The 22,169-nt window shown below is 58.7% G+C and carries 24 protein-coding genes; 11 read left to right on the top strand and 13 right to left on the bottom strand.

Translation table 11 applies throughout. From position 1 onward, the window contains the following. Positions 1-93: 93 nt before the first annotated feature. The 3 genes from trxB (at position 94) to ACR1XY_RS04425 (ending at position 4,768) form a co-directional block, all read left to right on the top strand. Complete coding sequence (gene trxB, locus ACR1XY_RS04415; protein WP_480590245.1) at positions 94-1,035, top strand: thioredoxin-disulfide reductase; 942 nt, start codon at positions 94-96, stop codon at positions 1,033-1,035. A 127-nt stretch (positions 1,036-1,162) separates the two neighbouring features. Next, positions 1,163-2,833, top strand: coding sequence for an adenylate/guanylate cyclase domain-containing protein (locus tag ACR1XY_RS04420; RefSeq protein ID WP_480590247.1), 1,671 nt, complete (start codon positions 1,163-1,165; stop codon positions 2,831-2,833). Between the two features lie 216 nt (positions 2,834-3,049). After that, the gene (locus tag ACR1XY_RS04425) at positions 3,050-4,768 is read left to right on the top strand and encodes a bifunctional sulfate adenylyltransferase/adenylylsulfate kinase (RefSeq protein WP_480590249.1); all 1,719 of its coding nucleotides are present in this window, start codon (positions 3,050-3,052) and stop codon (positions 4,766-4,768) included. 54 nt (positions 4,769-4,822) lie between these two features. Here ACR1XY_RS04425 and ACR1XY_RS04430 read toward each other — a convergent pair whose 3' ends face one another. From ACR1XY_RS04430 to ACR1XY_RS04445, 4 genes are all read right to left on the bottom strand, one after another. Then, the gene (locus tag ACR1XY_RS04430) at positions 4,823-5,683 is read right to left on the bottom strand and encodes a hypothetical protein (RefSeq protein ID WP_480590251.1); all 861 of its coding nucleotides are present in this window, start codon (positions 5,681-5,683) and stop codon (positions 4,823-4,825) included. After that, the gene (locus tag ACR1XY_RS04435) at positions 5,680-6,567 is read right to left on the bottom strand and encodes a PhzF family phenazine biosynthesis protein (protein ID WP_480590253.1); all 888 of its coding nucleotides are present in this window, start codon (positions 6,565-6,567) and stop codon (positions 5,680-5,682) included. Before ACR1XY_RS04435 ends, ACR1XY_RS04430 begins: the two co-directional genes overlap by 4 nt. Positions 6,568-6,652: 85 nt before the next feature. Further along, on the bottom strand, positions 6,653-6,877 hold the full coding sequence (locus tag ACR1XY_RS04440; RefSeq protein ID WP_170423088.1) for a DUF1150 family protein: 225 nt from the start codon (positions 6,875-6,877) through the stop codon (positions 6,653-6,655). Between the two features lie 5 nt (positions 6,878-6,882). After that, complete coding sequence (locus ACR1XY_RS04445) at positions 6,883-7,296, bottom strand: Hsp20 family protein (RefSeq protein WP_480590255.1); 414 nt, start codon at positions 7,294-7,296, stop codon at positions 6,883-6,885. Between the two features lie 164 nt (positions 7,297-7,460). Between ACR1XY_RS04445 and ACR1XY_RS04450 the strand changes: the two genes are divergently transcribed. From ACR1XY_RS04450 to ACR1XY_RS04465, 4 genes are all read left to right on the top strand, one after another. Continuing rightward, positions 7,461-7,685 (top strand): YdcH family protein, encoded by a 225-nt coding sequence (locus ACR1XY_RS04450; RefSeq protein ID WP_170325931.1) that lies wholly within the window; start codon positions 7,461-7,463, stop codon positions 7,683-7,685. 65 nt (positions 7,686-7,750) lie between these two features. Beyond that, positions 7,751-8,236 carry a 5-(carboxyamino)imidazole ribonucleotide mutase gene (gene purE / locus ACR1XY_RS04455; protein ID WP_170325932.1) on the top strand — a complete coding sequence of 162 codons (486 nt, stop codon included), beginning with the start codon at positions 7,751-7,753 and terminating at the stop codon, positions 8,234-8,236. Further along, entirely contained in the window at positions 8,233-8,994 is a 762-nt protein-coding gene (locus ACR1XY_RS04460) for an NAD(P)-binding domain-containing protein (RefSeq protein ID WP_480590257.1), read from the top strand. The genes purE and ACR1XY_RS04460 overlap by 4 nt, the downstream gene beginning before the upstream one ends. Then, positions 8,991-10,058, top strand: a complete 1,068-nt coding sequence (locus tag ACR1XY_RS04465) for a 5-(carboxyamino)imidazole ribonucleotide synthase (protein ID WP_480590259.1) — start codon at positions 8,991-8,993, stop codon at positions 10,056-10,058. The genes ACR1XY_RS04460 and ACR1XY_RS04465 overlap by 4 nt, the downstream gene beginning before the upstream one ends. On the opposite strand, the gene ACR1XY_RS04470 is transcribed toward ACR1XY_RS04465, so the two are convergent. The 6 genes from ACR1XY_RS04470 to ACR1XY_RS04495 form a co-directional block, all read right to left on the bottom strand. Beyond that, on the bottom strand, positions 10,059-11,210 hold the full coding sequence (locus ACR1XY_RS04470; protein ID WP_480590261.1) for an alpha-D-ribose 1-methylphosphonate 5-triphosphate diphosphatase: 1,152 nt from the start codon (positions 11,208-11,210) through the stop codon (positions 10,059-10,061). After that, on the bottom strand, positions 11,207-11,980 hold the full coding sequence (locus tag ACR1XY_RS04475) for an esterase/lipase family protein (protein WP_480590262.1): 774 nt from the start codon (positions 11,978-11,980) through the stop codon (positions 11,207-11,209). Before ACR1XY_RS04475 ends, ACR1XY_RS04470 begins: the two co-directional genes overlap by 4 nt. 38 nt (positions 11,981-12,018) lie before the next feature. Further along, positions 12,019-12,861 (bottom strand): DMT family transporter, encoded by an 843-nt coding sequence (locus ACR1XY_RS04480; RefSeq protein ID WP_480590541.1) that lies wholly within the window; start codon positions 12,859-12,861, stop codon positions 12,019-12,021. Between the two features lie 115 nt (positions 12,862-12,976). Further along, positions 12,977-14,617: a chaperonin GroEL gene (groL, locus tag ACR1XY_RS04485; protein ID WP_480590264.1), complete on the bottom strand. Its 1,641-nt coding sequence runs from the start codon at positions 14,615-14,617 to the stop codon at positions 12,977-12,979. Between the two features lie 53 nt (positions 14,618-14,670). Beyond that, on the bottom strand, positions 14,671-14,958 hold the full coding sequence (gene groES / locus ACR1XY_RS04490; protein WP_039523824.1) for a co-chaperone GroES: 288 nt from the start codon (positions 14,956-14,958) through the stop codon (positions 14,671-14,673). Positions 14,959-15,110: 152 nt separating this feature from the next. Further along, positions 15,111-15,785, bottom strand: a complete 675-nt coding sequence (locus ACR1XY_RS04495; RefSeq protein ID WP_480590266.1) for a DUF2161 domain-containing phosphodiesterase — start codon at positions 15,783-15,785, stop codon at positions 15,111-15,113. A gap of 123 nt (positions 15,786-15,908) precedes the next feature. On the opposite strand from ACR1XY_RS04495, the gene ACR1XY_RS04500 reads away from it, so the two are divergent. Both ACR1XY_RS04500 and ACR1XY_RS04505 read left to right on the top strand, forming a co-directional pair. Beyond that, on the top strand, positions 15,909-16,889 hold the full coding sequence (locus tag ACR1XY_RS04500; RefSeq protein WP_480590268.1) for a TraB/GumN family protein: 981 nt from the start codon (positions 15,909-15,911) through the stop codon (positions 16,887-16,889). A 111-nt stretch (positions 16,890-17,000) separates the two neighbouring features. After that, entirely contained in the window at positions 17,001-17,921 is a 921-nt protein-coding gene (locus ACR1XY_RS04505) for a manganese-dependent inorganic pyrophosphatase (protein WP_480590269.1), read from the top strand. Positions 17,922-17,972: 51 nt separating this feature from the next. Here the strand turns inward: ACR1XY_RS04505 and ACR1XY_RS04510 are convergent, their stop codons facing one another. Then, the gene (locus tag ACR1XY_RS04510) at positions 17,973-18,773 is read right to left on the bottom strand and encodes a hypothetical protein (protein ID WP_480590271.1); all 801 of its coding nucleotides are present in this window, start codon (positions 18,771-18,773) and stop codon (positions 17,973-17,975) included. A gap of 157 nt (positions 18,774-18,930) precedes the next feature. On the opposite strand from ACR1XY_RS04510, the gene ACR1XY_RS04515 reads away from it, so the two are divergent. Both ACR1XY_RS04515 and ACR1XY_RS04520 read left to right on the top strand, forming a co-directional pair. Continuing rightward, on the top strand, positions 18,931-19,806 hold the full coding sequence (locus tag ACR1XY_RS04515) for an HAD family hydrolase (protein WP_480590273.1): 876 nt from the start codon (positions 18,931-18,933) through the stop codon (positions 19,804-19,806). A 100-nt stretch (positions 19,807-19,906) separates the two neighbouring features. Further along, complete coding sequence (locus ACR1XY_RS04520) at positions 19,907-20,350, top strand: MaoC family dehydratase (protein WP_170325944.1); 444 nt, start codon at positions 19,907-19,909, stop codon at positions 20,348-20,350. 81 nt (positions 20,351-20,431) lie between these two features. On the opposite strand, the gene ACR1XY_RS04525 is transcribed toward ACR1XY_RS04520, so the two are convergent. Continuing rightward, positions 20,432-21,421, bottom strand: coding sequence for a methylenetetrahydrofolate reductase (locus tag ACR1XY_RS04525; protein WP_480590274.1), 990 nt, complete (start codon positions 21,419-21,421; stop codon positions 20,432-20,434). Beyond that, positions 21,418-21,999, bottom strand: a complete 582-nt coding sequence (locus tag ACR1XY_RS04530) for a methylenetetrahydrofolate reductase C-terminal domain-containing protein (RefSeq protein ID WP_480590276.1) — start codon at positions 21,997-21,999, stop codon at positions 21,418-21,420. The genes ACR1XY_RS04525 and ACR1XY_RS04530 overlap by 4 nt, the downstream gene beginning before the upstream one ends. Positions 22,000-22,169 lie beyond the last annotated feature (170 nt).

Raw genomic sequence — 22,169 nt, forward strand, 5'->3', positions numbered from 1 at the left:
AACAGGAAGGGGCTTTAAGCGCGGCACTGGGGTCGCTATATCCATCGGCCAAGGGCCATGCGCCCAAATCAGGCATATCGAGTTGGGGGTACCATGTCCGAAACACGTCACACCAAGGTTCTGATCATCGGGTCGGGACCGGCAGGTTATACCGCAGGCGTCTATGCAAGCCGCGCTATGCTGGAACCGATCCTGGTTCAGGGCATCGAACCCGGCGGTCAGCTGACGACCACCACGGATGTCGAGAACTACCCCGGCTTCACTGAAGTTCAGGGCCCTGACTTGATGATCAAGATGCAGGAGCACGCGCAGGCCATGGGGTGTGAAGTGATCGGTGACTTCATCAGCGATCTCGATGTCTCCAAACGCCCCTTCACTGCCAAGGGCGACAACGGCACTACCTACACAGCTGATGCCGTCATTCTGGCCACCGGCGCGCGTGCGAAGTGGCTGGGTCTGCCGTCGGAAGAGAAATTCAAGGGCTTTGGCGTGTCAGCTTGTGCCACCTGCGACGGGTTCTTCTATCGCGGGCAGGAAATCGTCGTAGTCGGCGGCGGCAACACTGCCGTGGAAGAGGCGTTGTTCCTGACCAACTTCGCCAGCAAGGTCACTTTGATCCACCGCCGTGACGAACTGCGGGCCGAGAAAATCCTGCAGGATCGCCTGCTTAAGCACGAAAAGATCGAACCACTGTGGTTCCACGAGTTGGAAGAGGTGGTCGGCACCGATGCCCCGCTTGGCGTCGAAGGCGTCCGCGTCAAGAACGTCAAGACCGGCGAGATCACCGAGATCCCCTGCAAGGGCGTATTTGTGGCCATCGGCCACGCCCCGGCCAACGAACTGGTCAAAGATACGCTGGACACTCACATGGGCGGATATGTCGTGACCAAGTCGGGCTCGACCGAAACTTCGGTGCCTGGTGTCTTCGCCGCAGGTGACCTGACCGACCACATTTATCGTCAGGCTGTTACCAGCGCTGGCATGGGCTGCATGGCCGCGCTGGACGCGGAACGTTTTCTGGCGGAGCAGGACTAAACGCTTTTAAGAATTCCCCGGTCTGTTCGGGGAATTCTGCCCTCCTTTCCCCGCACAACCTCTGCTTGACCCACTCGCCCGCCCGTATCAGACTCGGGCGCACGCAAAGCGAATGCAGGTGACCTGATTGAATAGCGCTCTATGGCGAGGCGGGTGGGCAACCCGGCTGAGGATCGGCAGCGGCCTGATCCTGTTTACCTTTGCCTTCTTTCACTTCATCAATATCGGGTTGGGCCTGTTTCACACCGACTACTTGCACGGAATGCAGGATGGCCGCAAAGCCGTCACCCGCCACGACGTCATGAGTGTGGTTTTGTATACAGCCTTGCTGGTGCATGCCGGTCTGGCGTTGTACTCGATCAGCCAGCGCAGGACGCTACGAATGCCGGTTGCGACCGGTGTGCAGGTTGTGCTTGGCCTGCTGATCCCGCTGCAACTGATCTCTCATATCGTGCAAACGCGCTATGCACATGAGATTTACGATGTAAATGACGAGATGGGCTATATCATCATCCTGATGTGGCCCGGCACCGTGATTTGGATGCAAAGCCTGCTATTACTGCTGGTATGGATTCATGGCTGCATCGGGCTGCACATGTGGCTGCGACTGACCCGATGGTGGTCGAAAACTGTGCCCTATCTGATTGGTGCGGCGGTGTTCATTCCATCCTTTGCGCTGGCCGGTCTGCTGACTGAAGGGCGGCGCATCTGGGCAGATTTCGCCGATCCATTCCTGCGCGAACAGTATATCGAGCATTACAACTGGCCCTCGCCCGAGGCATTTGAGGCCATGTTCAGCGTCAAGAACAATGCACTGATGGCCTTTTGGTTCGCGCTGGGGGCCGCGCTGGCGGTGTTTGCGATCCGCAAGCTCTGGCGTCGCAGGCATTCTGTGCGGGTGAAATATGTCGAGGGCCCCGAGGTCGTGGCCGAAAAGGGCATGACCTTGCTTGAGATTTCGCAGGCCAATGGCATTCCGCACACGGCCCTGTGCGGCGGCAAGGGGCGGTGCACCACATGCCGCGTGATCGTCGAGGATGGTGGCGACAATCTCCCCGCTCCCGCTGTGGTCGAGGCCCGCAGTCTCACCGCAGTTGGTGCCCCGAAAGGCGCGCGGCTGGCCTGCCAGATCCGCCCCACCGAACCACTTACCGCGTATCGGATGTTCCGCCCGGAAGGAGGGCGGCACCGTGCCCATGCAAGCCAGGGACAGGAGCGCAAGCTGGCCGTTCTGTTTCTGGATATGCGCGGGTTCACCTCACGCACGACCGGCCATTTGCCCTATGACATCGTCTTTCTGCTGAACCGGTTTTTCGACGCCATTGTTCCATCGATCACTGCCGATGGCGGTGTGGTCGACAAATACATGGGCGATGGCCTGCTGGCCGTGTTCGAAACACCCGACGCCAAAAGCTCGGCCCGGGCAGGATTGAAGGCTGCGGCCGATGTCAGCCGCGCCCTCGCGCAGTTCAACCAGCGGCTTGAGGCCGAAGGCAGCCCACGGATACGCATTGGAATGGGGCTGCATCTGGGCGATCTGGTGCTGGGGGAAATCGGGGCTGCCGGTCATGCGGCACGCACCATCATTGGTGACGCGGTCAACGTGGCCAGTCGGCTTGAGGGTGAAACCAAGGCACTGGGGGTCGAGCTTCTGGTTTCGACGGAATTACTGCAGATGGCAGGCTATGAAGGCGACCAGAGCGGTACGAAGTCATTCGAATTGCGCGGCGTAACGCGCCTGATTCCAGCCCTGCCGGTAGCAAGCGCCGCAGATTTGACGCTGGTCACCGCAGGATAGGAACAGATGTGCTGAATCCGCACGACAACCACGCACCAGCGGGAATAAAGTCGTCAAAAGCTGATCCTGCCGAAATTTCCTTCCAATCCGGGCAAAAACCGCGCATATCGTCCTTAATTTCGTGAATGTATATGGACTTCGACCAGTAGTCGGGGCAAATGCCCCGCAAGCACCCCTGAATCACCGGTTAAACCGCACTTCGACAAGAGTATTCCCATGACGATGTTAAGCAATCTGGCTCCGATTCCCGAGCTATATGTATCTTATGAATCGGCCCAAAAGCTGAAAGTGGAAGCCGCCGACCTGACCAGCTGGGACCTCAGCCCGCGTCAGATCTGCGATCTGGAGCTTCTGATGAATGGCGGGTTCAACCCGCTCAAAGGTTTCCTGTCCGAGGCCGATTACGAAAACGTCGTTGAAAACATGCGACTGGCCGATGGCACCCTGTGGCCGATGCCGATCACGCTGGATGTCAGCGAAGATTTTGCCGAGACCATCGAACTGGGTCAGGATATCGCCCTGCGCGATCAGGAAGGTGTCATCCTTGGCACCATGACCGTGACAGACCGCTGGACTCCGAACAAGGTCCGCGAGGCCGAGAAGGTCTTTGGCGCCGATGACGATGCGCACCCGGCGGTGAACTACCTGCACAACGTGGCTGGCAAGGTCTATTTGGGTGGACCCGTGGTCGGCATTCAACAACCGATTCATTATGACTTCCGTGGCCGTCGCGACACCCCGAATGAGCTGCGCGCCTATTTCCGCAAGCTGGGCTGGCGCCGGATCGTTGCATTCCAGACCCGCAACCCACTGCATCGAGCGCACCAGGAACTAACCTTCCGCGCCGCCAAGGAAGCGCAGGCTAACTTGCTGATCCACCCTGTCGTTGGCATGACCAAGCCCGGCGACGTGGACCACTTTACCCGTGTCCGCTGCTATGAGGCAGTGCTGGACAAATACCCGGCCTCAACAACCTCAATGTCGCTGCTGAACCTGGCGATGCGCATGGCTGGCCCGCGCGAGGCGGTCTGGCACGGTCTGATCCGCGCCAACCACGGCTGCACCCACTTTATCGTGGGCCGCGACCACGCCGGCCCCGGCAAGAACAGCCAGGGCGAGGACTTCTATGGCCCCTACGACGCGCAGGATCTGTTCCGCCAGTTCCAGGATGAAGTCGGTGTCGAAATGGTCGATTTCAAACACATGGTCTACGTGCAGGAACGCGCCCAGTACGAGCCGAATGACGAGATCGAAGACAAGGCAAACGTCACGATCCTGAACATCTCGGGCACCGAACTGCGCCGCCGTCTGCGCGAAGGTCTGGAAATTCCTGAATGGTTCTCGTTCCCAGAGGTCGTATCGGAACTGCGCCGCACATCACCGCCTCGCTCAGAGCAGGGCTTTACCGTGTTCTTCACTGGTTTCTCGGGTTCGGGCAAGTCCACCATCGCCAACGCGCTTATGGTCAAGCTGATGGAGATGGGAGGCCGTCCGGTGACGCTGCTGGATGGTGACATCGTTCGTAAGAACCTGTCCTCGGAACTGGGCTTCTCGAAAGAGCACCGCGACCTGAATATCCGTCGCATCGGTTATGTCGCCTCGGAAATCACCAAGAATGGCGGTATTGCCATCTGTGCGCCGATCGCGCCTTACGCCACCACCCGCCGCGCCGTACGGGAAGACGTCGAACAGTTCGGCGCCTTCTGCGAAGTGCACGTTGCGACCTCGATCGAGGAATGCGAACGCCGCGACCGCAAAGGCCTGTACAAGCTGGCGCGTGAAGGCAAGATCAAGGAGTTCACCGGCATCTCGGACCCCTATGACGTACCTCAGAACCCAGAACTGAGCGTCGAGACCGAGAATGTGGACGTCGACAACTGCGCCCATCAGGTTCTGCTGAAACTGGAAAGCATGGGTCTGATCGCCGCGTCGTAAGCTGGCACCAGAATCATTCCAAGGCCCTCGCATCGCGGGGGCCTTTTTTCGTGGTCAGAGTTCAGCGCGGATGGCGGCGACGGCGCGGGCTTCGAAATCTCCGAACTCGGCCGCTTGGGGCTGTATCGCCCGCAGGTGCGGCAGGCGGGCATCGTAGTCCTCGGCCGAAGCTATTTGAATTGCATGCTGAATATCGCCCTCGGATTCATACAGGATCATGCCGGACGTATCGAAGAAATCCCCGATATTCGGACAGCCCCAATAGATAGGCACCGTCGAGCACAGTATCGCGTCCGTCAGTTTTTCCGAGAAATAGTTCCGTTCCCGCACATTCTCGATCACTACGGAATAGCGATACGGGGCCAGCCCGTCAGACTTGCGATCAAAGGGCGTATAACCGCGCCCCATGATATCCACGTCCGCGCCGGTTTCCCGCACCCAGTCGATCACCGAATGACGCAGCCGGTGACCCTCCAGGTCGCGCTTGGCCGAGGCGATCAGCGAGCAGGATTTAGATTTACTGACATCAAGATCCTGCCAGTCAGGCACCATGGTGACGCCATAGGGCAGGAACACCGCGTTCGGAATGCTCTGCAGCAGAACATCATGAAACGTCAGCACCCGGAAAAACCGGCGCCAAGTATAGCGCAGCATCCGGTCGTGTTTGGCGTGGATGGCCGACGGCTCTCCCATCATAAGAGAGATCCGCGCGCGGGTGCCCCGGCGCAGGCGTAGATGCACGGTCGAGTTCGGGTACATGATCAGGTGATCGGTGTGTTCCAGATCACCAACCGTCTTGCCGGTCAGGCGGTCGGGGCAGCCCTCGGGCCAGATCAATTCCGACAGCGGGACCGAGGCCAGTTTTGGCCCCAACCGGTGCCCATAGGGCAGGATCGCAATGGCGGGCTGGGTCATTGCGCGACCTCGGGCAGATCGACCTGACCGCGCATCAGAACATGACCGCGTCCGGCAACCTTGATGCCGGTCATTCCATCCGCAGGCCCAACACGGCTGACGGTCGCTTGACCTGGGCGCCCCATATCGTGCCCCTGCTCGGCAACGAATGTGTCTTTCGGCATCAGCCCATATTTCCACAGATAGGCCGCCATCGCACCGGTGGCCGATCCGGTGAACGGGTCCTCGGGCGGGCTTGGTGGCGCCATCAACAGGCGCGAGAACGTATCACCTGCGTCAGTCGCGCCTTTGAGCGTGACAAGGAAGGGTTCGGCCATGTCCGACCCGGAAAATCCGGCCAGTTTGGTGATCTTGTGCAACGCGTCCTCGTTTAGCTTAGCGGTGCGCAAAGCCTCATGATCGCGCAAAACGGTGATGCAGAATGGCAGTCCAGTGGATACGAATTGCGGCGGAGAGATGATGGCGCCGTCCGGCAGGCCAATAGCGGCGGCGACCAGATCCGCCGGTACTGAATTTCCGAATTGCGGCGCGACTTGCGTCATCTCGATCTCTTCCCCGTTCAATCGGATCGAGACGATCCCGGCGCCGGTCTCCAAAGTCAGCGTGTCGCCCTGAAACAGGCCGCGCGACCGCATCGCGGCCACAGTGGCGATGGTGGGGTGCCCGGCAAAGGGAATCTCTCGGCTGGCCAGAAAGTATCGTACCCGGATATCGGCCACATCGGAGGGTCCGGTAAACGTGCATTCGACCAGAGAGGTTTCGCGAACATAGGCCATACAGACTTGCTGCGACAACACCGCCCCACCGTGGACAACAGCACAGCCATTGCCGCCAAAGGCACGGTCGCTGAAGGCGTCTACCCAGTCAAAGTCAAACCAGCTCATGTCTCGCCCCTTCCGATATGCGAACCGCTTCAGGTCCGCATATCTCGCCCGCGGGGCAGCAGATGTCACGGGGAAATCGAGTGGCTCAGTGGACGGCCACCGGCGAAAAGTCATGTTCGCGCGCCAGAACAAAAGCCAGCTTGCGGTCGGCGACCAGTGCCAGTTGCTGACCGTCGGAATCGTGAACGGCATAAAGCTGATCCAGATCGCCCGCCTGCTCGCGCACTTCCCGAGGCAGATCAGCGACGTCGACAGCTTTCACATAGACGATCCGGTCGCCCTCGGTGTTCAGCTCAATCGGTGTATTCATTGCTCTTACCCCTTTCTTATGTTGATCGTTTGCACCACGGTTTCCGGCACGGCGCGGGTCAGGTCCACATGCAGCAGACCGTTCTCCATGATCGCCTCGCCCACCTCAACACCGTCGGCCAGCACGAACATACGCTGGAATTGACGCGCGGCGATGCCACGGTGCAGGAAAATACGCCCCTCGCTGTCGTCGTGTTGACGGCCCCGGATCACCAATTGGCGATCCTCGATGGTGATCGACAGATCCTCCTCCGCAAAACCGGCCACCGCCAGGGTGATGCGGTATGAAAAATCCGAAGTCTGCTCGATGTTGTAGGGCGGGTACCCTTCGTTGCCAGCCTTTGCAGACCGTTCCAGAAGACGTTCCAGCTGCTCGAACCCCAAAAGATGCGGGTATGAGCCAAGAGTAAGTTTCGACACGTATTTTCGTCCTTTATTGTCAAAGCGACGTGTGGTGCGGCCCCGTTCTGGCAACCGCGTAGAATAGAATATGGGAATATGCAGGGATGTCCACAAGGTCTGGCCGGATAAAGCCTGACACACTATCTTGTGTTTCAAGCACCACAAAAGGCACTGAGTCGCTCATGAACGCGCCCACCGATCTTTCGATGAAAACAGACGAGGTTTTGCGGGTTGAACTGGAGGTTTTCCGCCGTCAGCACCGTGATCTGGACGAAGCCATCGAAGCGCTGCAAGCCACCGGCACAGCCGATCAACTGACGATCAAGCGGCTGAAAAAGCAGAAACTGCGGCTGAAGGACATCATTCGTCTGATCGAAGACCGTTTGACCCCTGACATCATCGCCTGACGCATTGCCACGATTTTGGATTTGGCTATAGTGCGCGCTCTTTCGGAAGGCAGGGAAACAAGCGGATGAGCGACGTCAAAGTGGGGATCATCATGGGCAGCCAGTCGGACTGGCCCACGATGAAAGAAGCCGCAGACATTCTGGATGAGCTGGGCATCGCATATGAAAAACGCATCGTTTCGGCACACCGTACTCCTGACCGGTTGTGGGACTATGGCAAGACCGCCGTTTCACGCGGCCTGAATGTGATCATTGCCGGGGCCGGAGGGGCCGCACATCTGCCGGGCATGATGGCCTCGAAAACGCGGGTGCCGGTGATTGGTGTACCAGTACAGACGCGCGCGCTGTCGGGCGTCGATTCACTGTATTCCATCGTGCAGATGCCCAAGGGTTTTCCGGTGGCAACAATGGCGATCGGATCGGCTGGCGGTGCAAATGCGGGCCTGATGGCCGCCGGCATACTTGCGTTGCAGGACGACGCGCTGGCACAGCGGCTGGACGCGTGGCGTGAGGCGTTGTCGGCCTCGATCCCCGAGGAGCCACAAGGATGAGCCGTATCGGGTTTATCGGAACCGGACATATTGCGGCTCCGATGGTTCGGTTTCTGGCTTCGAAAGGGCATTCCATAGCCGTCACTGAACGCAACACCGACGTTTCGGCGGCCCTTAAGGCCGAACTGGATGTGACGGTTACCGATGCCCAATCCGTTATCGATATCTCGGACATCGTGTTCCTGTGCCTTCGTCCGCAGATTGCGCCTGGCATTCTTGAAACCCTGAGGTTTCGCGCCGATCAGCAAATCGTATCGGTCATGGCTGCGGTATCGGCGCAGCAACTGGCGCAACTTTGCGCCCCGGCCTCGGATTTCGTGCAGACGATCCCTTTGGGCTTCCTGCTGCAGGGCGGGTGCCCGTTGGCAGCTTTTGGAAATGACACTCTGCTGGCCGATTTGTTCCAACCGGAAAACCCGATCGTCGCAGTCTCGGACGAGGCGGCGCTGAATGCGCATTTCGCAATTTGCGCGATGGTCCCCGGAATGCTTGACCTGATAGCAACAGGTGCGGCGTGGCTGACCGAACAAACCGGCGACGCCGATGCTGCCGAATTCTACACAACACAATTGCTGTCAGGGTTCCTGTCCACGATGGAGACGGGTACGTCGGGGCGACTGGCCACAGAGCGCGATGCCCTTGCGACCGAAGGAACGCTGAGCCTGCAGATGACGGATGGATTGCAGTCCGGTCGCGCCCATGATGTGTTGCGCGCGACCCTGGCGGCGATTGGATCACGGTTGGAGACGAAAGAATGACCGACACACTACAACCCGGTGCGAAGATCGGTATCCTGGGCGGAGGTCAGCTGGGCCGGATGTTGTCCGTGGCAGCAGCTCGTCTGGGATTTGTGACCCATATCTTTGAGCCCGGCACCAACCCGCCCGCCGGGCAGGTGGCCGACCGGGTGACAACCGCTGCCTATGACGACGCGGACGCCTTGCGCGCCTTTGCCGAGTCGGTCGACGTCATCACCTATGAGTTTGAGAACATCCCGACCGAGGCGCTGGACCTGCTGGAATCCCACCGCCCGATCCGCCCGGGGCGAGAGGCGCTGCGGGTCAGTCAGGACCGGCTGACCGAGAAGAACTTTCTGCAGGGGCTGGGTCTGCAAACAGCACCCTTTGCCGACATCACCGATCTGGACAGTCTGAACGCGGCGATCGCTCAGATCGGCACGCCCGCTATCCTGAAAACCCGCCGCTTTGGCTATGACGGCAAGGGACAGGCGCGGTTGCGCGCGCCTGAAGACGCCGAGGCCGCCCTGACCGATATGGCTGGCGCGCCGTCGATCCTTGAAGGGTTCGTAGAGTTCAGCCACGAGATTTCGATCATCGCAGCCCGTGGTCTGGACGGGCAGGTCGCCTGTTTCGACCCCGGCGAGAACGTGCACCGCGATGGTATCCTGCACACTACGACGGTCCCTGCTCGCCTGCGCCCAGCACAGCGTACGGATGCGGTGCTGTTGGCCGCCAATATCCTCAACGCGCTGGATTACGTGGGTGTCATGGGGGTTGAGCTGTTCGTCACACCCGCAGGGTTGATCGTGAATGAGATCGCGCCACGTGTACACAACTCGGGTCACTGGACACAGAACGGTTGTGCTGTGGATCAGTTCGAACAGCATATCCGTGCGGTGACCGGATGGCCATTAGGTGACGGGCAACGGCATTCGGATGTGGTCATGGAGAACCTTATCGGCGACGACATGAACCGGGTGCCCGAATTGGCGCGGGAACGCGACGTGGCTCTGCATCTTTATGGCAAAGCCGAGGTCAAGGCCGGTCGCAAAATGGGTCATTTCAACCGTATCGCACGGTAACTAGCCCACGAAACGCGCCGCGATATCACCTGCCATGTAACTCACCCGCCCCGCTGCCAACGTGGCGGCTACCCTGTAGGTAATAGCATCCAAAATGACCAGATCGGCGCGCTGGCCCGATATCAGCGTGCCCCGGTCATGCAATCCCAACACACGTGCAGGTCCCGAGGACACCAGCGCCCAAGCCCCTGCCATGTCGACCAACCCAGACTTAGCCAGCATCAGCGCCGCCCGTCTGGGGCTGGGGTAATGATAGTCTGAGGCCAGCGCGTCGCAATACCCCATCGTGATAAGGTCCAGCGCGCTGACGTTGCCCTTGTGCGAGCCCCCGCGTACCACATTGGGCGAACCTAAGATGATGTAGTCGCCAGCAGCACGGGCGGCCTCGGCGGCCGCAAGCGTTTCTGGGAATTCGGCAATCCGTGCCCCCCGGGCGCGCCAGTCAGCGCGGGATTGCGCGGTGGCATCGTCATGGCTGCCCATGCGCACGCCCTGCTTGGCGAGAATCGCACACAGCGCGTCCAGCGCCGCAGGTACCTCGGACCGGCGGTCATGCATGGAAAGCAACAACTCGAAATGTTTCTCCGGGTTGCGCCCGGCTTTGAGCGCCTGCCCGGTCAGGCGCGGCGACTTGCGTCGCTCGGCCAGACGGTCATGCGGCAGGTGGTCGTTGAACACCACATAGGGCACCTGCCACTCGGCAATACGTTGGGGCAAGCCCGCATAGTCGCCCAGCATATGCGTCTCGAAACGCAGTTGAGGCATCAGGTCAGTCACGACGCGATCCTTGACGGCGGCAATGGCGTCAAAAACCTGCCCCGCAAACTCGGGACCTCGCACGCCGCCCTCCCAACTGTGGAATTGGGCAAGAACAGCGGTAGTGATACCGTTGGCGGCCAGTTCAGCCTCGACCGAGAGGATGCCCTCGTCCATTTGCTTCATCGCCCCGCGCCGCGGCGCGATATGGCGCTCGAACCCATCTCCGTGCAGATCGATGATACCGGGCAGCACGAGGTAGCCGGACAGGTCGATCACCTGCCCAGTGGGGCCCGGCTGAATGACGCCCTCCGCCATGGCCAAGTCGAAGGGTACAAGGCCCTGTTCCGGTAACAGCACCTCTGCGCCGGTCAGCGTCAGGTTCAAGGCGGTCATTGCGATGGCTCCGAAGCGGGTTCCGAGCAATCCTGCCCGATGCAGATTTCGTCGATGACATCCAGCACCCCGTCCAGCCAGGTGATCTGGGGATCAAACTGCCCGAATTCGATGAAATGCAGCACCTGTGCCATGACCCGCGGATTGTTCATCATAAACGTATGGGTCACCGGCAGGACGATATGATCTTTCATCCCTTCGACCTTCGTCGTCTCGACCGACACCTTGCCGTCATCCCTGCCGTCGATCATTGACGAAAACACCGGATTCAAAGAGTTTTCTCCCGCGATTACGCCCAGTTCAAAATCCACCGGCGGCAACTGGCGTGGTACGCCTTCAGGGCCGGTGCCCAGCGCCAGCCCGGCCGGGCCATGCAACATGCCGAACACCTCCCAGGCGCCCAATTCATCGACCAGTTGGCTGCCTTGATTGGGCGGCCCAAGCATGACCACGCGACCCAGGTTTTCGGGATGGTGATCCTGAAGCCAATAACGCAACAGAATGCCGCCCATCGAATGCGCGACGACATTCGCCGTGTCGTCTCCGCAGGCCGCAAAAGCATCCGGCAAAGTCTGGTTAGCCAGTTCCGGGATCGGCAGATCGGTAGAGGGATAGCCGGGGCGCACCACGGTGTACCCGTGCGCCTGAAAAAGTTGTTCCATAACGGTGAACGACGCCTCGGTCCGTGCAAGCCCGTGCAGCAGCACCACGCATTTCGCCTGGGCCACGGCCGGAACAAGAAACAAAAGCAGGGCGGTCAGATACCTCATAGCGGCCAGATAAGCCTTAAGCGCGGGTGATGAAACCCCTAGCGCGGTTTCAGGCGCAGGACGGCCAGCGTAATGCCGCCCAGAACCAGCAATGCCCCTAATACCAAGCGCCAGCTGGCGACCTCACCCAGTAAAAGGACGCCGCCAAGAATGGCGATGATAGGAACGCTCAGTTGTACCACCGCCGCCGTGGTGGGTGCCAGTTGCGGCAAGACGCGATACCAAAGCGCATAGCCCATCCCCGACGTGACGCCGCCGGAAACGGCTGCCAGCAGATAGCCCAAACCGGTCACCCGCCATTCTGCTCCGTTGGCCAAAAGCGCCAGTGCCGTGACCGGCAGCGCGACGACGAAATTGGCCGCCGTACTGGCCAAGGCGTCCGGTTCAGACCGCCCAACCAGCGAATAAACTGCCCAGCCCACGCCCGCGACCGTCATCAGCATCGCGCCCGCAAGATCGACCTGTACCGCGCCGGTCGGCCAGAGCACATAGGCCAACCCTGTCAGTGCAATCACTGCACCGGCAATCTGACGGCGGGTTGGAGCGCTGCCCATCACAGAGGTCACCGCAAACATTGTGATCTGCACCACGCCGAACAGAATCAACGCCCCCAGCCCGGCGTCCAGCGTCAGGTAGGCAAGCGAGAACCCGATCATGTAGAGCGACAGAGCCCCTGCCCCCGCGATCCGGCGCCGGTTGCGTAGGGGCAGGTGCCCTGCCCTGAGCCAGACCAGAGCGACCAGCACCACAGCCCCAGCCACGACCCGCACAACCGCGAACCCGGCGGGATCGCTGGCACCGCTGTCGATTGCCAGACGGTTCAGGATCGAGTTCGCCGCAAAAGCGCACATGGTCAGAGCGGTGAGCAGAAACAGACGCATATCAATCGCATAGCCGTTCCTCGGCGACTTGGACATCCACATTCCTGCGCGGCGCGTAAAAAAAACGGGGCCGCCCAAAGGCGACCCCGTTCCTAAGCACTATGGCCTAAGCAGCTTACATCATGCCGCCCATGCCGCCCATGTCGGGCATGCCGCCAGCGGCAGGTGCGTCTTTCTGCGGCTTGTCGGCAACCATTGCTTCGGTGGTGACCAGCAGACCAGCAACCGATGCCGCATCTTCCAGAGCGGTACGGACAACTTTTGCCGGATCGATGACGCCGAACGAGAACATGTCGCCATATTCTTCGGTCTGCGCGTTGAAGCCGAAGGCTGCGTCAGCAGATTCACGGACTTTGCCCGCAACAACCGCACCGTCGACACCTGCGTTTTCGGCGATCTGGCGCAGCGGCGCTTCGATGGCTTTACGAACGATGTTGATGCCAGCGTTCTGGTCAGCGTTTGCACCTTCCAGAGTTTCCAGTGCTTTACCGGCTTGAACCAGAGCAACACCACCACCGACAACAACGCCTTCTTGTACAGCAGCGCGAGTTGCGTTCAGAGCATCGTCCACACGGTCCTTACGCTCTTTCACTTCAACTTCGGTCATGCCGCCGACGCGGATAACAGCAACACCACCTGCCAGTTTGGCAACGCGCTCTTGCAGCTTCTCACGGTCGTAGTCCGACGAGGTTTCTTCGATCTGAGTGCGGATCTGAGCAACACGTGCTTCGATCTCGGCTTTCTCGCCAGCACCGTCGACGATGGTGGTTTCGTCTTTGGTGATCTCGATTTTCTTGGCGGTGCCCAGCATGTCCATGGTGACGGACTCGAGCTTCATGCCCAGATCTTCGCTGATGACCTGACCACCGGTCAGGATTGCGATGTCCTGCAGCATGGCTTTGCGGCGATCGCCGAAGCCCGGTGCTTTGACAGCAGCAATTTTCAGGCCGCCGCGCAGTTTGTTGACAACCAGAGTTGCCAGCGCTTCGCCTTCAACGTCCTCAGCGATGATCAGCAGCGGCTTTTGCGACTGGATCACCTGCTCGAGCAGCGGAACCATCGGCTGCAGCGAGGACAGTTTCTTTTCGTGCAGCAGGATCATGCAGTCGTCGAGCTCTGCGATCATCTTGTCTGCGTTGGTGACGAAATAAGGCGACAGGTAGCCACGGTCGAACTGCATACCTTCGACAACGTCGGTCTCGGTTTCCAGACCTTTGTTTTCTTCGACGGTGATGACGCCTTCGTTGCCAACCTTCTGCATCGCGTCTGCGATCTGCTGGCCGATTTCGGCTTCGCCGTTGGCCGAAATGGTTCCAACTTGAGCAACTTCTGCCGAGTCTTTCACTTCGCGCGAGGCGTTTTTGATGCCTTCAACAACCTTGGCTGTTGCCAGATCGATGCCGCGCTTCAGATCCATCGGGTTCAGGCCAGCAGCAACCTGCTTCAGACCTTCGCGAACGATTGCCTGTGCCAGAACGGTTGCGGTGGTGGTGCCGTCGCCTGCTTCGTCATTGGTGCGGCTGGCGACTTCTTTCACCATCTGCGCGCCCATGTTTTCGAACTTGTCTTCCAGTTCGATTTCCTTGGCAACCGAAACACCGTCTTTGGTGATGCGCGGTGCGCCGAAGGATTTGTCCAGAACCACGTTGCGGCCTTTGGGGCCCAGGGTCACTTTAACAGCATCGGCCAGAATGTTCACACCTGCCAGCATGCGGTTACGGGCATCGGTGTCGAACTTGACGTCCTTTGCAGCCATGTCGTTTCTCCTTGAGAAATGTGTTGGAAATGAAGATCAGAGAAGCGCGCGGCTTACTCGATGATCCCCATGATGTCGCTTTCTTTCATCATCAGCAGCTCTTCGCCGTTGACCTGAACCTCGGTGCCCGACCATTTGCCGAACAGGATCTTGTCGCCAGCTTTTACAGCCATTGCGATCAGCTCGCCGCTGTCCTTACGTGCGCCTTCGCCGGTTGCGACGACTTCGCCTTCGCTGGGCTTTTCTTTTGCGCTGTCGGGAATGATCAGGCCGCCTGCGGTTTTCTCTTCGCTTTCCGTACGGCGAACCAGCACGCGGTCATGAAGCGGTTTCAATGCCATCTTTGCAGCTCCTTGGGCTCAAAGTTTATTATCCTCCCCTCGCCGACTGGCGAGGCGTTAGCACTCAAGGGTAGAGAGTGATAACGACGCATAGCTAGGGGGTCCAAATCCTCGAGTCAACAAGCTGTGATGGATTTTTTTGGCAATTCGCTTCAGTCAGTGCTTTCCCAGCTAAAGGCCCAATGTTTCAGCCCGTCACTGCCAGCCTCTGACAGGGCGTAAATGCCCTTATCGATCTTGTCAAACCAGCCATAATGGTTTTCCCGCATCAGACGTGTGGCGGTGGGCACTCCGGTCGCCTTTGCCACCTCGGCCCCCTTGGTGGCACCGCATTCGGCCAGATGAGCCGCGCATTTCAAAGCGTCCTGGCGGTAGGCCGTGACAATCCCGTGCCGGGTCGCTCCACCCGAATTGGGGTCGCCTTCCAGCCGGTCGAATTCACGCAGCAAGCGCGCGGCCTTGACCTTGTTCTTGCGCGGCGCAAAGGGGCCGGGGTCACATTGCACCTCTACCACGCCATCGGCCCGCACGGTGATCAGCCCCAGACCCAAACGGCGACACAGGGCAAGGTTGTCCTTCAACGCCCTCCGGGCCGTGCGCCCTTTAGGTTTGCAAACTCCGATATAAACCTGGTCGGTCACTTTCATCCGCGTGATCGCCTGATGAAACAACGCCAGAGTAAACCGCAGTTTGAGCTCCACGATCACAGGCGCATCGCCACCCCGCACAGCGACGATGTCAGCCGCGCCAACTTCACCTTTGACGGTATAGCCCTGACGCTCCAGCAGCGCCTTGATGGGCGGATAGAGATCCTGCTCGCGGTCCATGACCACATGCTAGGCGAATTGCCACAGAATGCCAGAGGTCGCGTGCAAACCCCTGTTCCGCCTTGCACAATGCCGGGCATCGGGTCAATCTCGGCACCAACTGACACAACCGGGATGATACGAATGCGCCTGTTCCTGTTTCTGATCTGCTTACTGCTGCCCGTCACGGTTCAGGCCGCTTGCGACGGGCGTGATCTGACGGCAGATCTGACACCCGCGGCCCGGGCGGAACTGAAACAGGCCCTTAAAGGTGTCCCCTATCCCGAAGGCAACCACTGGATCGCAACCAAGGGCGACACGATACTGCATCTGATCGGAACCATGCACCTCAATGATCCGCGCATGGACGCGATTGTAGAACGCCTGACGCCGACACTCAGCAAAGCCGATGCTTTCTATTTCGAAGTCACCCAAGACGAAATGAAAGCGTGGGAGCAGAAACTTGCCACCGACCCGAGCGCGATCATGATCACGTCCGGCCCTACCCTGATTGACCTCCTGCCCGAAGAAGATTGGAACGCCCTATCCGCAAACCTGGCCGAACGGGGAATACCGGGCTGGGTGGGTGCGAAAATGCGGCCCTGGTTCCTAAGCATGATGCTGAGCATCCCGCCTTGCATGATCGAGGATCCGGATGCCAATCACGGCATGGATGCCCGCCTGAACGCTCTGGCCGAAGACCGGGGCATCCCGCAGCATTCGCTGGAGCGGATCGAGGACCTGATGGCCATGTTTGACATCCACCCCATCGAAAAACAGGCTCAATCGCTTGCCAGAATGGCCGGTGCCTTCGAAAACAGCGAAGATCAGATGGCGACCATGACCAACGCCTATATCGACGAACAGCACGCACAGGCCCTGCAACTGGCCCGCATCATGGGGCGCGACTTTTCAGGCCTTTCGCCCGAGGTGTTCGACGAGGAATGGAGCGACTTCGAACAGCAACTTCTTGTCGAACGCAACAACAACTGGATGAAACCAATTCTGAACATTCAGGTTCGGACAGCAGTGATAGCGGTAGGTGCAGGACACCTGAGTGACACACATGGTTTGCTGAACCAGTTGCAACAGGCCGGATACACCCTGACCCGCGCGCCATTTTGACCTGACACCAGCGAAAGTCAGACCAACCGTCGCAGCGTAAACTCTGCCGGGTGACAAGCCTGGCGGAGCGCCCTATAAGGCGCGCAAAATTATCATCCTCAGGACGCTGACATGACAACTCTTGTATTTGGCCATAAATCCCCCGACACCGATTCCACAGGCTCGCCGATCCTGTGGTCGTGGTACCTGAACGAAGTCAAAGGCGAACAGGCCGAGCCCGTTCTGCTGGGTGAACCCAACACCGAAGCGGCCTTCATGCTGCAACGCTGGGACTTGCCCAAGCCGCGCATCATCAATGACGTCAAAGCAGACGCGCCGGTTGTCATTGTCGACACCAACAACCCGGCTGAACTGCCCGCCAGCATCAACAGCGCAGATATCCAAGCCATCATAGACCACCACAAGCTGGTCGGCGGTCTGGAAACCAAAGGGCCGATCGACATTACCGTGCGCCCTCTGGCCTGCACCGCCACCATCATGGTCGACCTGATGGGCGACGACGCGGCCAAGATGCCCGACGCCATCAAGGGAGCAGCGCTAACCTGCATCCTGTCGGATACGTTGGAATTCCGTTCGCCCACCACCACTGCCCACGACCGCGCAGTGGCCGAGAAACTGGCGGCTGATCTGGGTCTGGACGTGTCTGCCTATGCCGCCGACATGTTTGCCGCAAAATCGGATGTATCGTCTTTCTCGGACGCCGAACTGATCCGCATGGACAGCAAGGAATACGAGGTCGACGGCACCAAGTTCCGTGTCTCGGTTCTGGAAACCACGGCGCCGGGCGTTGTGCTGGACCGCAAGGCCAGCCTGGCCGACTCGATGGTAAATGTCGCGACGGAAGACGGTGTTGACCAGGTTCTGCTTTTCGTGGTCGACATCCTGAACGAAGAAGCCACCCTGCTGGTGCCGAACGATCTGGTCAAAGGCGTGGCCGAAAAGAGCTTTGGCGCATCGGTCGATGGCGACGCCGTTGTTCTGCCCGGCATCATGAGCCGCAAAAAGCAGATCATTCCGAACCTCAAGGTCTGAGACACCCGCACCATAAGTAACTCATTTAGGGCGCCCTTTCGGCGCCCTAATTTATTCAACGTAGGTCTCGGTCTCGGAAGTATCGGCGGGCATATGAAATATGGTCCCGTCCCTGCGATAGATGATCAATTTGTGGTTTTCAGCCAATTCCTGCTGGCTGATAGGCTGCCACTTGCTGTTTGCTTCTGTGATTTCACGGCTGAAATACTGGACGCACAGCCGGGTGACCCCGACCCACAGTGTATCTCCGGGACATTCGCCACCTTCCGGTCGCTCACTGGTCTCCGCTGTGAACTCAAAGCAAGTTTCAAACATAAGATAACCACGGCACCTTTGCGCCGCATAGTAGTATACCTGATAGGTGAAAACGAAAGCCCGTTCGGTATTGGCGAAAAACAGAATTTCATTTCTCTGTTTCTCATTTCGGTCCAGCCAATACAAAGGAGAGAACAATTCAAACGCCGTTGCGCCCACAAACCTGCGTTCGCCCATCATTTCCATATATCGAAACGGCTCGTGTTTTGCAGAAGCCCAATCGCGTATGGGTGGGTTGAATTCGCCATCATGATACAGGAAGTCCTCCTCTCCGAAGATTGCTTTCGCAAAAATCAGGTTCAGACCGCGATGGCCGGTGTTTTTCACCACCGATGTAACCTTGACCGGCAACATACCACCGCTTTCGGCTACATCGCCTACAGTGGCCGAGACATCCACCTCGAGCACGTAATTCTTCCCTGCCTCTAGCAAACCAAACTGCAAAACAGCCCAAAGTCCTGCCAGGGTTATTGCAACAATCTGGAACCATCGGAAAAAAGTCTCTGCAAAGCCGCTTCCCTTGCCCACTTCAACCATGGCACCTCCAAAAAACTAAATGAATGACGAGCAGTAATGTACCATGAATCCGGCTTACTGACGATTTGCATAAAGAGGTCGCGTACCCTGCGGGATGGTCATTCGCTGCTGGCTTTGGCATAGCTAGCGCAAACCTGCATTCTCATCCGAGGCCAATATGACCCAGATCATCCACGCCCTGTCCGACGTCTCCGATCGCTATAAAGCTTTGTTCGTTGACCTTTGGGGCTGCGTTCACAACGGCATCACCGCTTTCCCCGAGGCCGTGGCCGCCTTGCAGGCATACCGCTCAAAGGGCGGGATCGTGGTGCTGGTCACGAACTCTCCGAAACCGCGCGCGGGCGTCGCCGTGCAACTGGAGCAATTCAACGTGCCCGCTGATGCCTATGACACCATCGCCACCAGTGGCGACTCGGCGCGCTCGGCGATGTTTCGGGGCGCGGTGGGCGAAAAGGTCTATTTCATGGGGGAATGGCAACGTGATGCGGGGTTCTTTGAACCGTTGAAATTGCTACACCACCCCATTCACATCGAGCGTGTCCCGCTGGACGAAGCTGAAGGCATCGTTTGCTGTGGCCCCTTCGATCCGATGGCGGACCCGTCAGTGAACCGTCCGGATTTCCTCTATGCCAAGCAAAAGGGCATGAAGCTGCTCTGTGCCAACCCCGATATCGTGGTCGATCGGGGCGAGGTGCGCGAATGGTGCGCCGGAGCGCTGGCAAGGCTTTATACCGAGATGGGGGGTGAAAGCCTCTATTTCGGCAAGCCGCATCCGCCAATCTACGACCTGGCCCGACGCCGGTTGCAGGAACTGGGTCACGATATCCCCGACGGCGACATTTTGGTGATCGGAGACGGCCCCCACACAGACATTCTGGGTGGCATGGGTGAAGGGATTGATTCTCTGTTCATTTCGGGCGGCTTGGCCGCGGCTGAAACAAAAACGTCGCACCATCCACACGAAGAATCCCTAACTGATTATATCGCAAGGGAAAACATCAATCCCACCTTCACAATCGGTCGTTTGAGATAGTCAGAAAAGACTTGATTTTCTGCGACTGCGAAGTAATAAAGTTGCCGAACTGGGGTGACTTTAGTTGTTTTGTTGCCCTGAAGAATCAAGTGAGGGCGACATGTTGGACAATCTTCCGCGCGGCACGATCTGTATCGAAGACATCGAAATGGGCATGACCCGTCACTTGCGCAAAGTAGTGACGGACGAAGACATCGAGATGTTCGCGCAGGTTTCCACTGACCGGAATCCGGTGCATCTGGATGACGATTACGCTCGCGATACGATCTTTGAGGGCCGCATCGCGCACGGGATGCTGACCGCTGGTCTGATCTCGGCCGTGATTGGGGAACAGCTGCCCGGACATGGCACAGTGTACATGGGCCAGTCGCTGAAATTCCTGGCCCCTGTCCGCCCTGGCGACATGGTCTACGCCGAGGTCAAAGTGATCGACATCGACTTTTCCAAGCGTCGTGTCAAACTGGATTGCCACTGCTCGGTCGACGGCAAGAAAGTTCTGATCGGTGAAGCCATGGTGCTGGCCCCGTCACGTAAGTTCGACTGATTGCGGCACCATCACATGTAAAAGGCGCCCAACAGGCGCCTTTTTTGTCATTAGGTTCAAGCGTCGAAGCGCGCAAAGTCGTCAGGATTGGCGGGCTCGCTTGCGCCCCTTCAATGCACCGGATTCCAGAATGATCTCTGACACCACGTGTTCGCGCCTGTAGGCCATCACATGGACCCCTGAAACCCCGGCAATATCCCGGATTTGCTGGATTAGTTCGATGCAGATCTTTTTCCCCTCATCACCAGGTTTCTCAGCCTTTTCCATCCGCTCGATGACCTGATCCGGGATATGGATGCCGGGCACATTGCTGCGCATCCAGCGTGCCGCGCGCGCCGATGCGATGGGTCCGACGCCGGCAATTATGAAAACTTTCTTGTCCAGCCCTGCATCCCGAACCCGCGCCATGAACCTCTCAAATAGCGGAATATCGTAGATGTAGTTGGTCTGAATGTACTCGGCCCCGGCGTCTACCTTCTTTGCCAAACGATCCGGACGCCAGTCAAAGGGAGGTATGCAAGGATTTTCCGCCGCTCCCAGAAATAGTTGAGGGGGGCGTGTGATTTTGCGGCCAGAGAGAAACTTTCCCTGATCGCGCATGGTGCGGATTGTGCGCAATAAGGTCAGAGAGTCAAAATCGAAGACCGGTTTTGCACCCGGCTGATCTCCGACGCCGACACCGTCACCGGTCAGACAAAGCACGTTGCTTACCCCCAATGCAGCGGCTCCTAAAACATCGCCCTGAATGGCGATCCGGTTCCGGTCCCTGCAGGAAATCTGATAGACCGGAGAGTACCCCGCACGCGTCAGCAATGCGCAGATTCCAATTGAAGACATGTGGCAATTGGCACCCGAAGCATCGGTTGCATTGATCGCGTCAGCTACTTCGCCAAGCGGCTGAGCGGCCTGAAAAACATCCTCGGGATCGGCACTATCGGGCGGATTCAACTCTGCCGTCACTGCAAAACGGCCCGAGCGCAAAACCTTTTCCAGCCGGCTGTGCGACACATACCCATTGGGGACCGGAACATATCCGATTGGCTCGACCTCATTGCGATGTGCATCGATCATTTCCTAAGCTCCCGGTTCACCGCATTGGGTGGTTCGGCGGCCAACGGTGCCGCAGAGGGCTCATTTTCGCGCGCTTCCGGGAACGCCTGCGCCAGGGTCACCCGCGCGGCGTCACGGGCTTCGCGTTCCTGAGTCGCGATTTCCCGGCTAACTCGCAACCAGGATGACGATCCCCGCAACGTATGCTCCACCGGTGGAAGGACTTCTTTTATCTTGTCTCCTCCGTGACGCATACGACTCGACCCATCCCAAGCCAACGCCCAGACGCATTTCATTTCGGGTTTTACCTCACAGAACTCGCCGGGGCGCACCCCCCCACAAGGACCATTGCGCAGCTGTTTTGGGCAATTCATCGGGCAGGACATGCCAGTGGATGACAACACGCATTGCCCGCACATCTTGCAGTCAAACAAAAGGGTTTTCACACCCTTCTCGACCAATGCAATTGGGCGTTCGACGCGGTTATAGCCGACTTTTGAAAATAGCGGGTCCATCGCGACCATGCCGCGTTCGACACATTTGTAAATCCACTCGAACGTGCGGGCATGGCGAATCGCGAAAAGTCGCAACCGATACATGGGTCTGCCTCCTGTGCTGGGCTCATCCAGAACCTGGCCGGGCCTCGATCCCGTTCACAGAAAATTCTGTGGACCGGGCATTCAGTCTACACTCAGGATTTTTTTCAAATCAAGAAGTTGTAGGTACGCAGCCCGGTATACTTAGGGAAACCTCTTGCGTCTTGCCGCCT

It is taken from the genome of Ruegeria sp. AD11(2025), assembly GCF_056542405.1.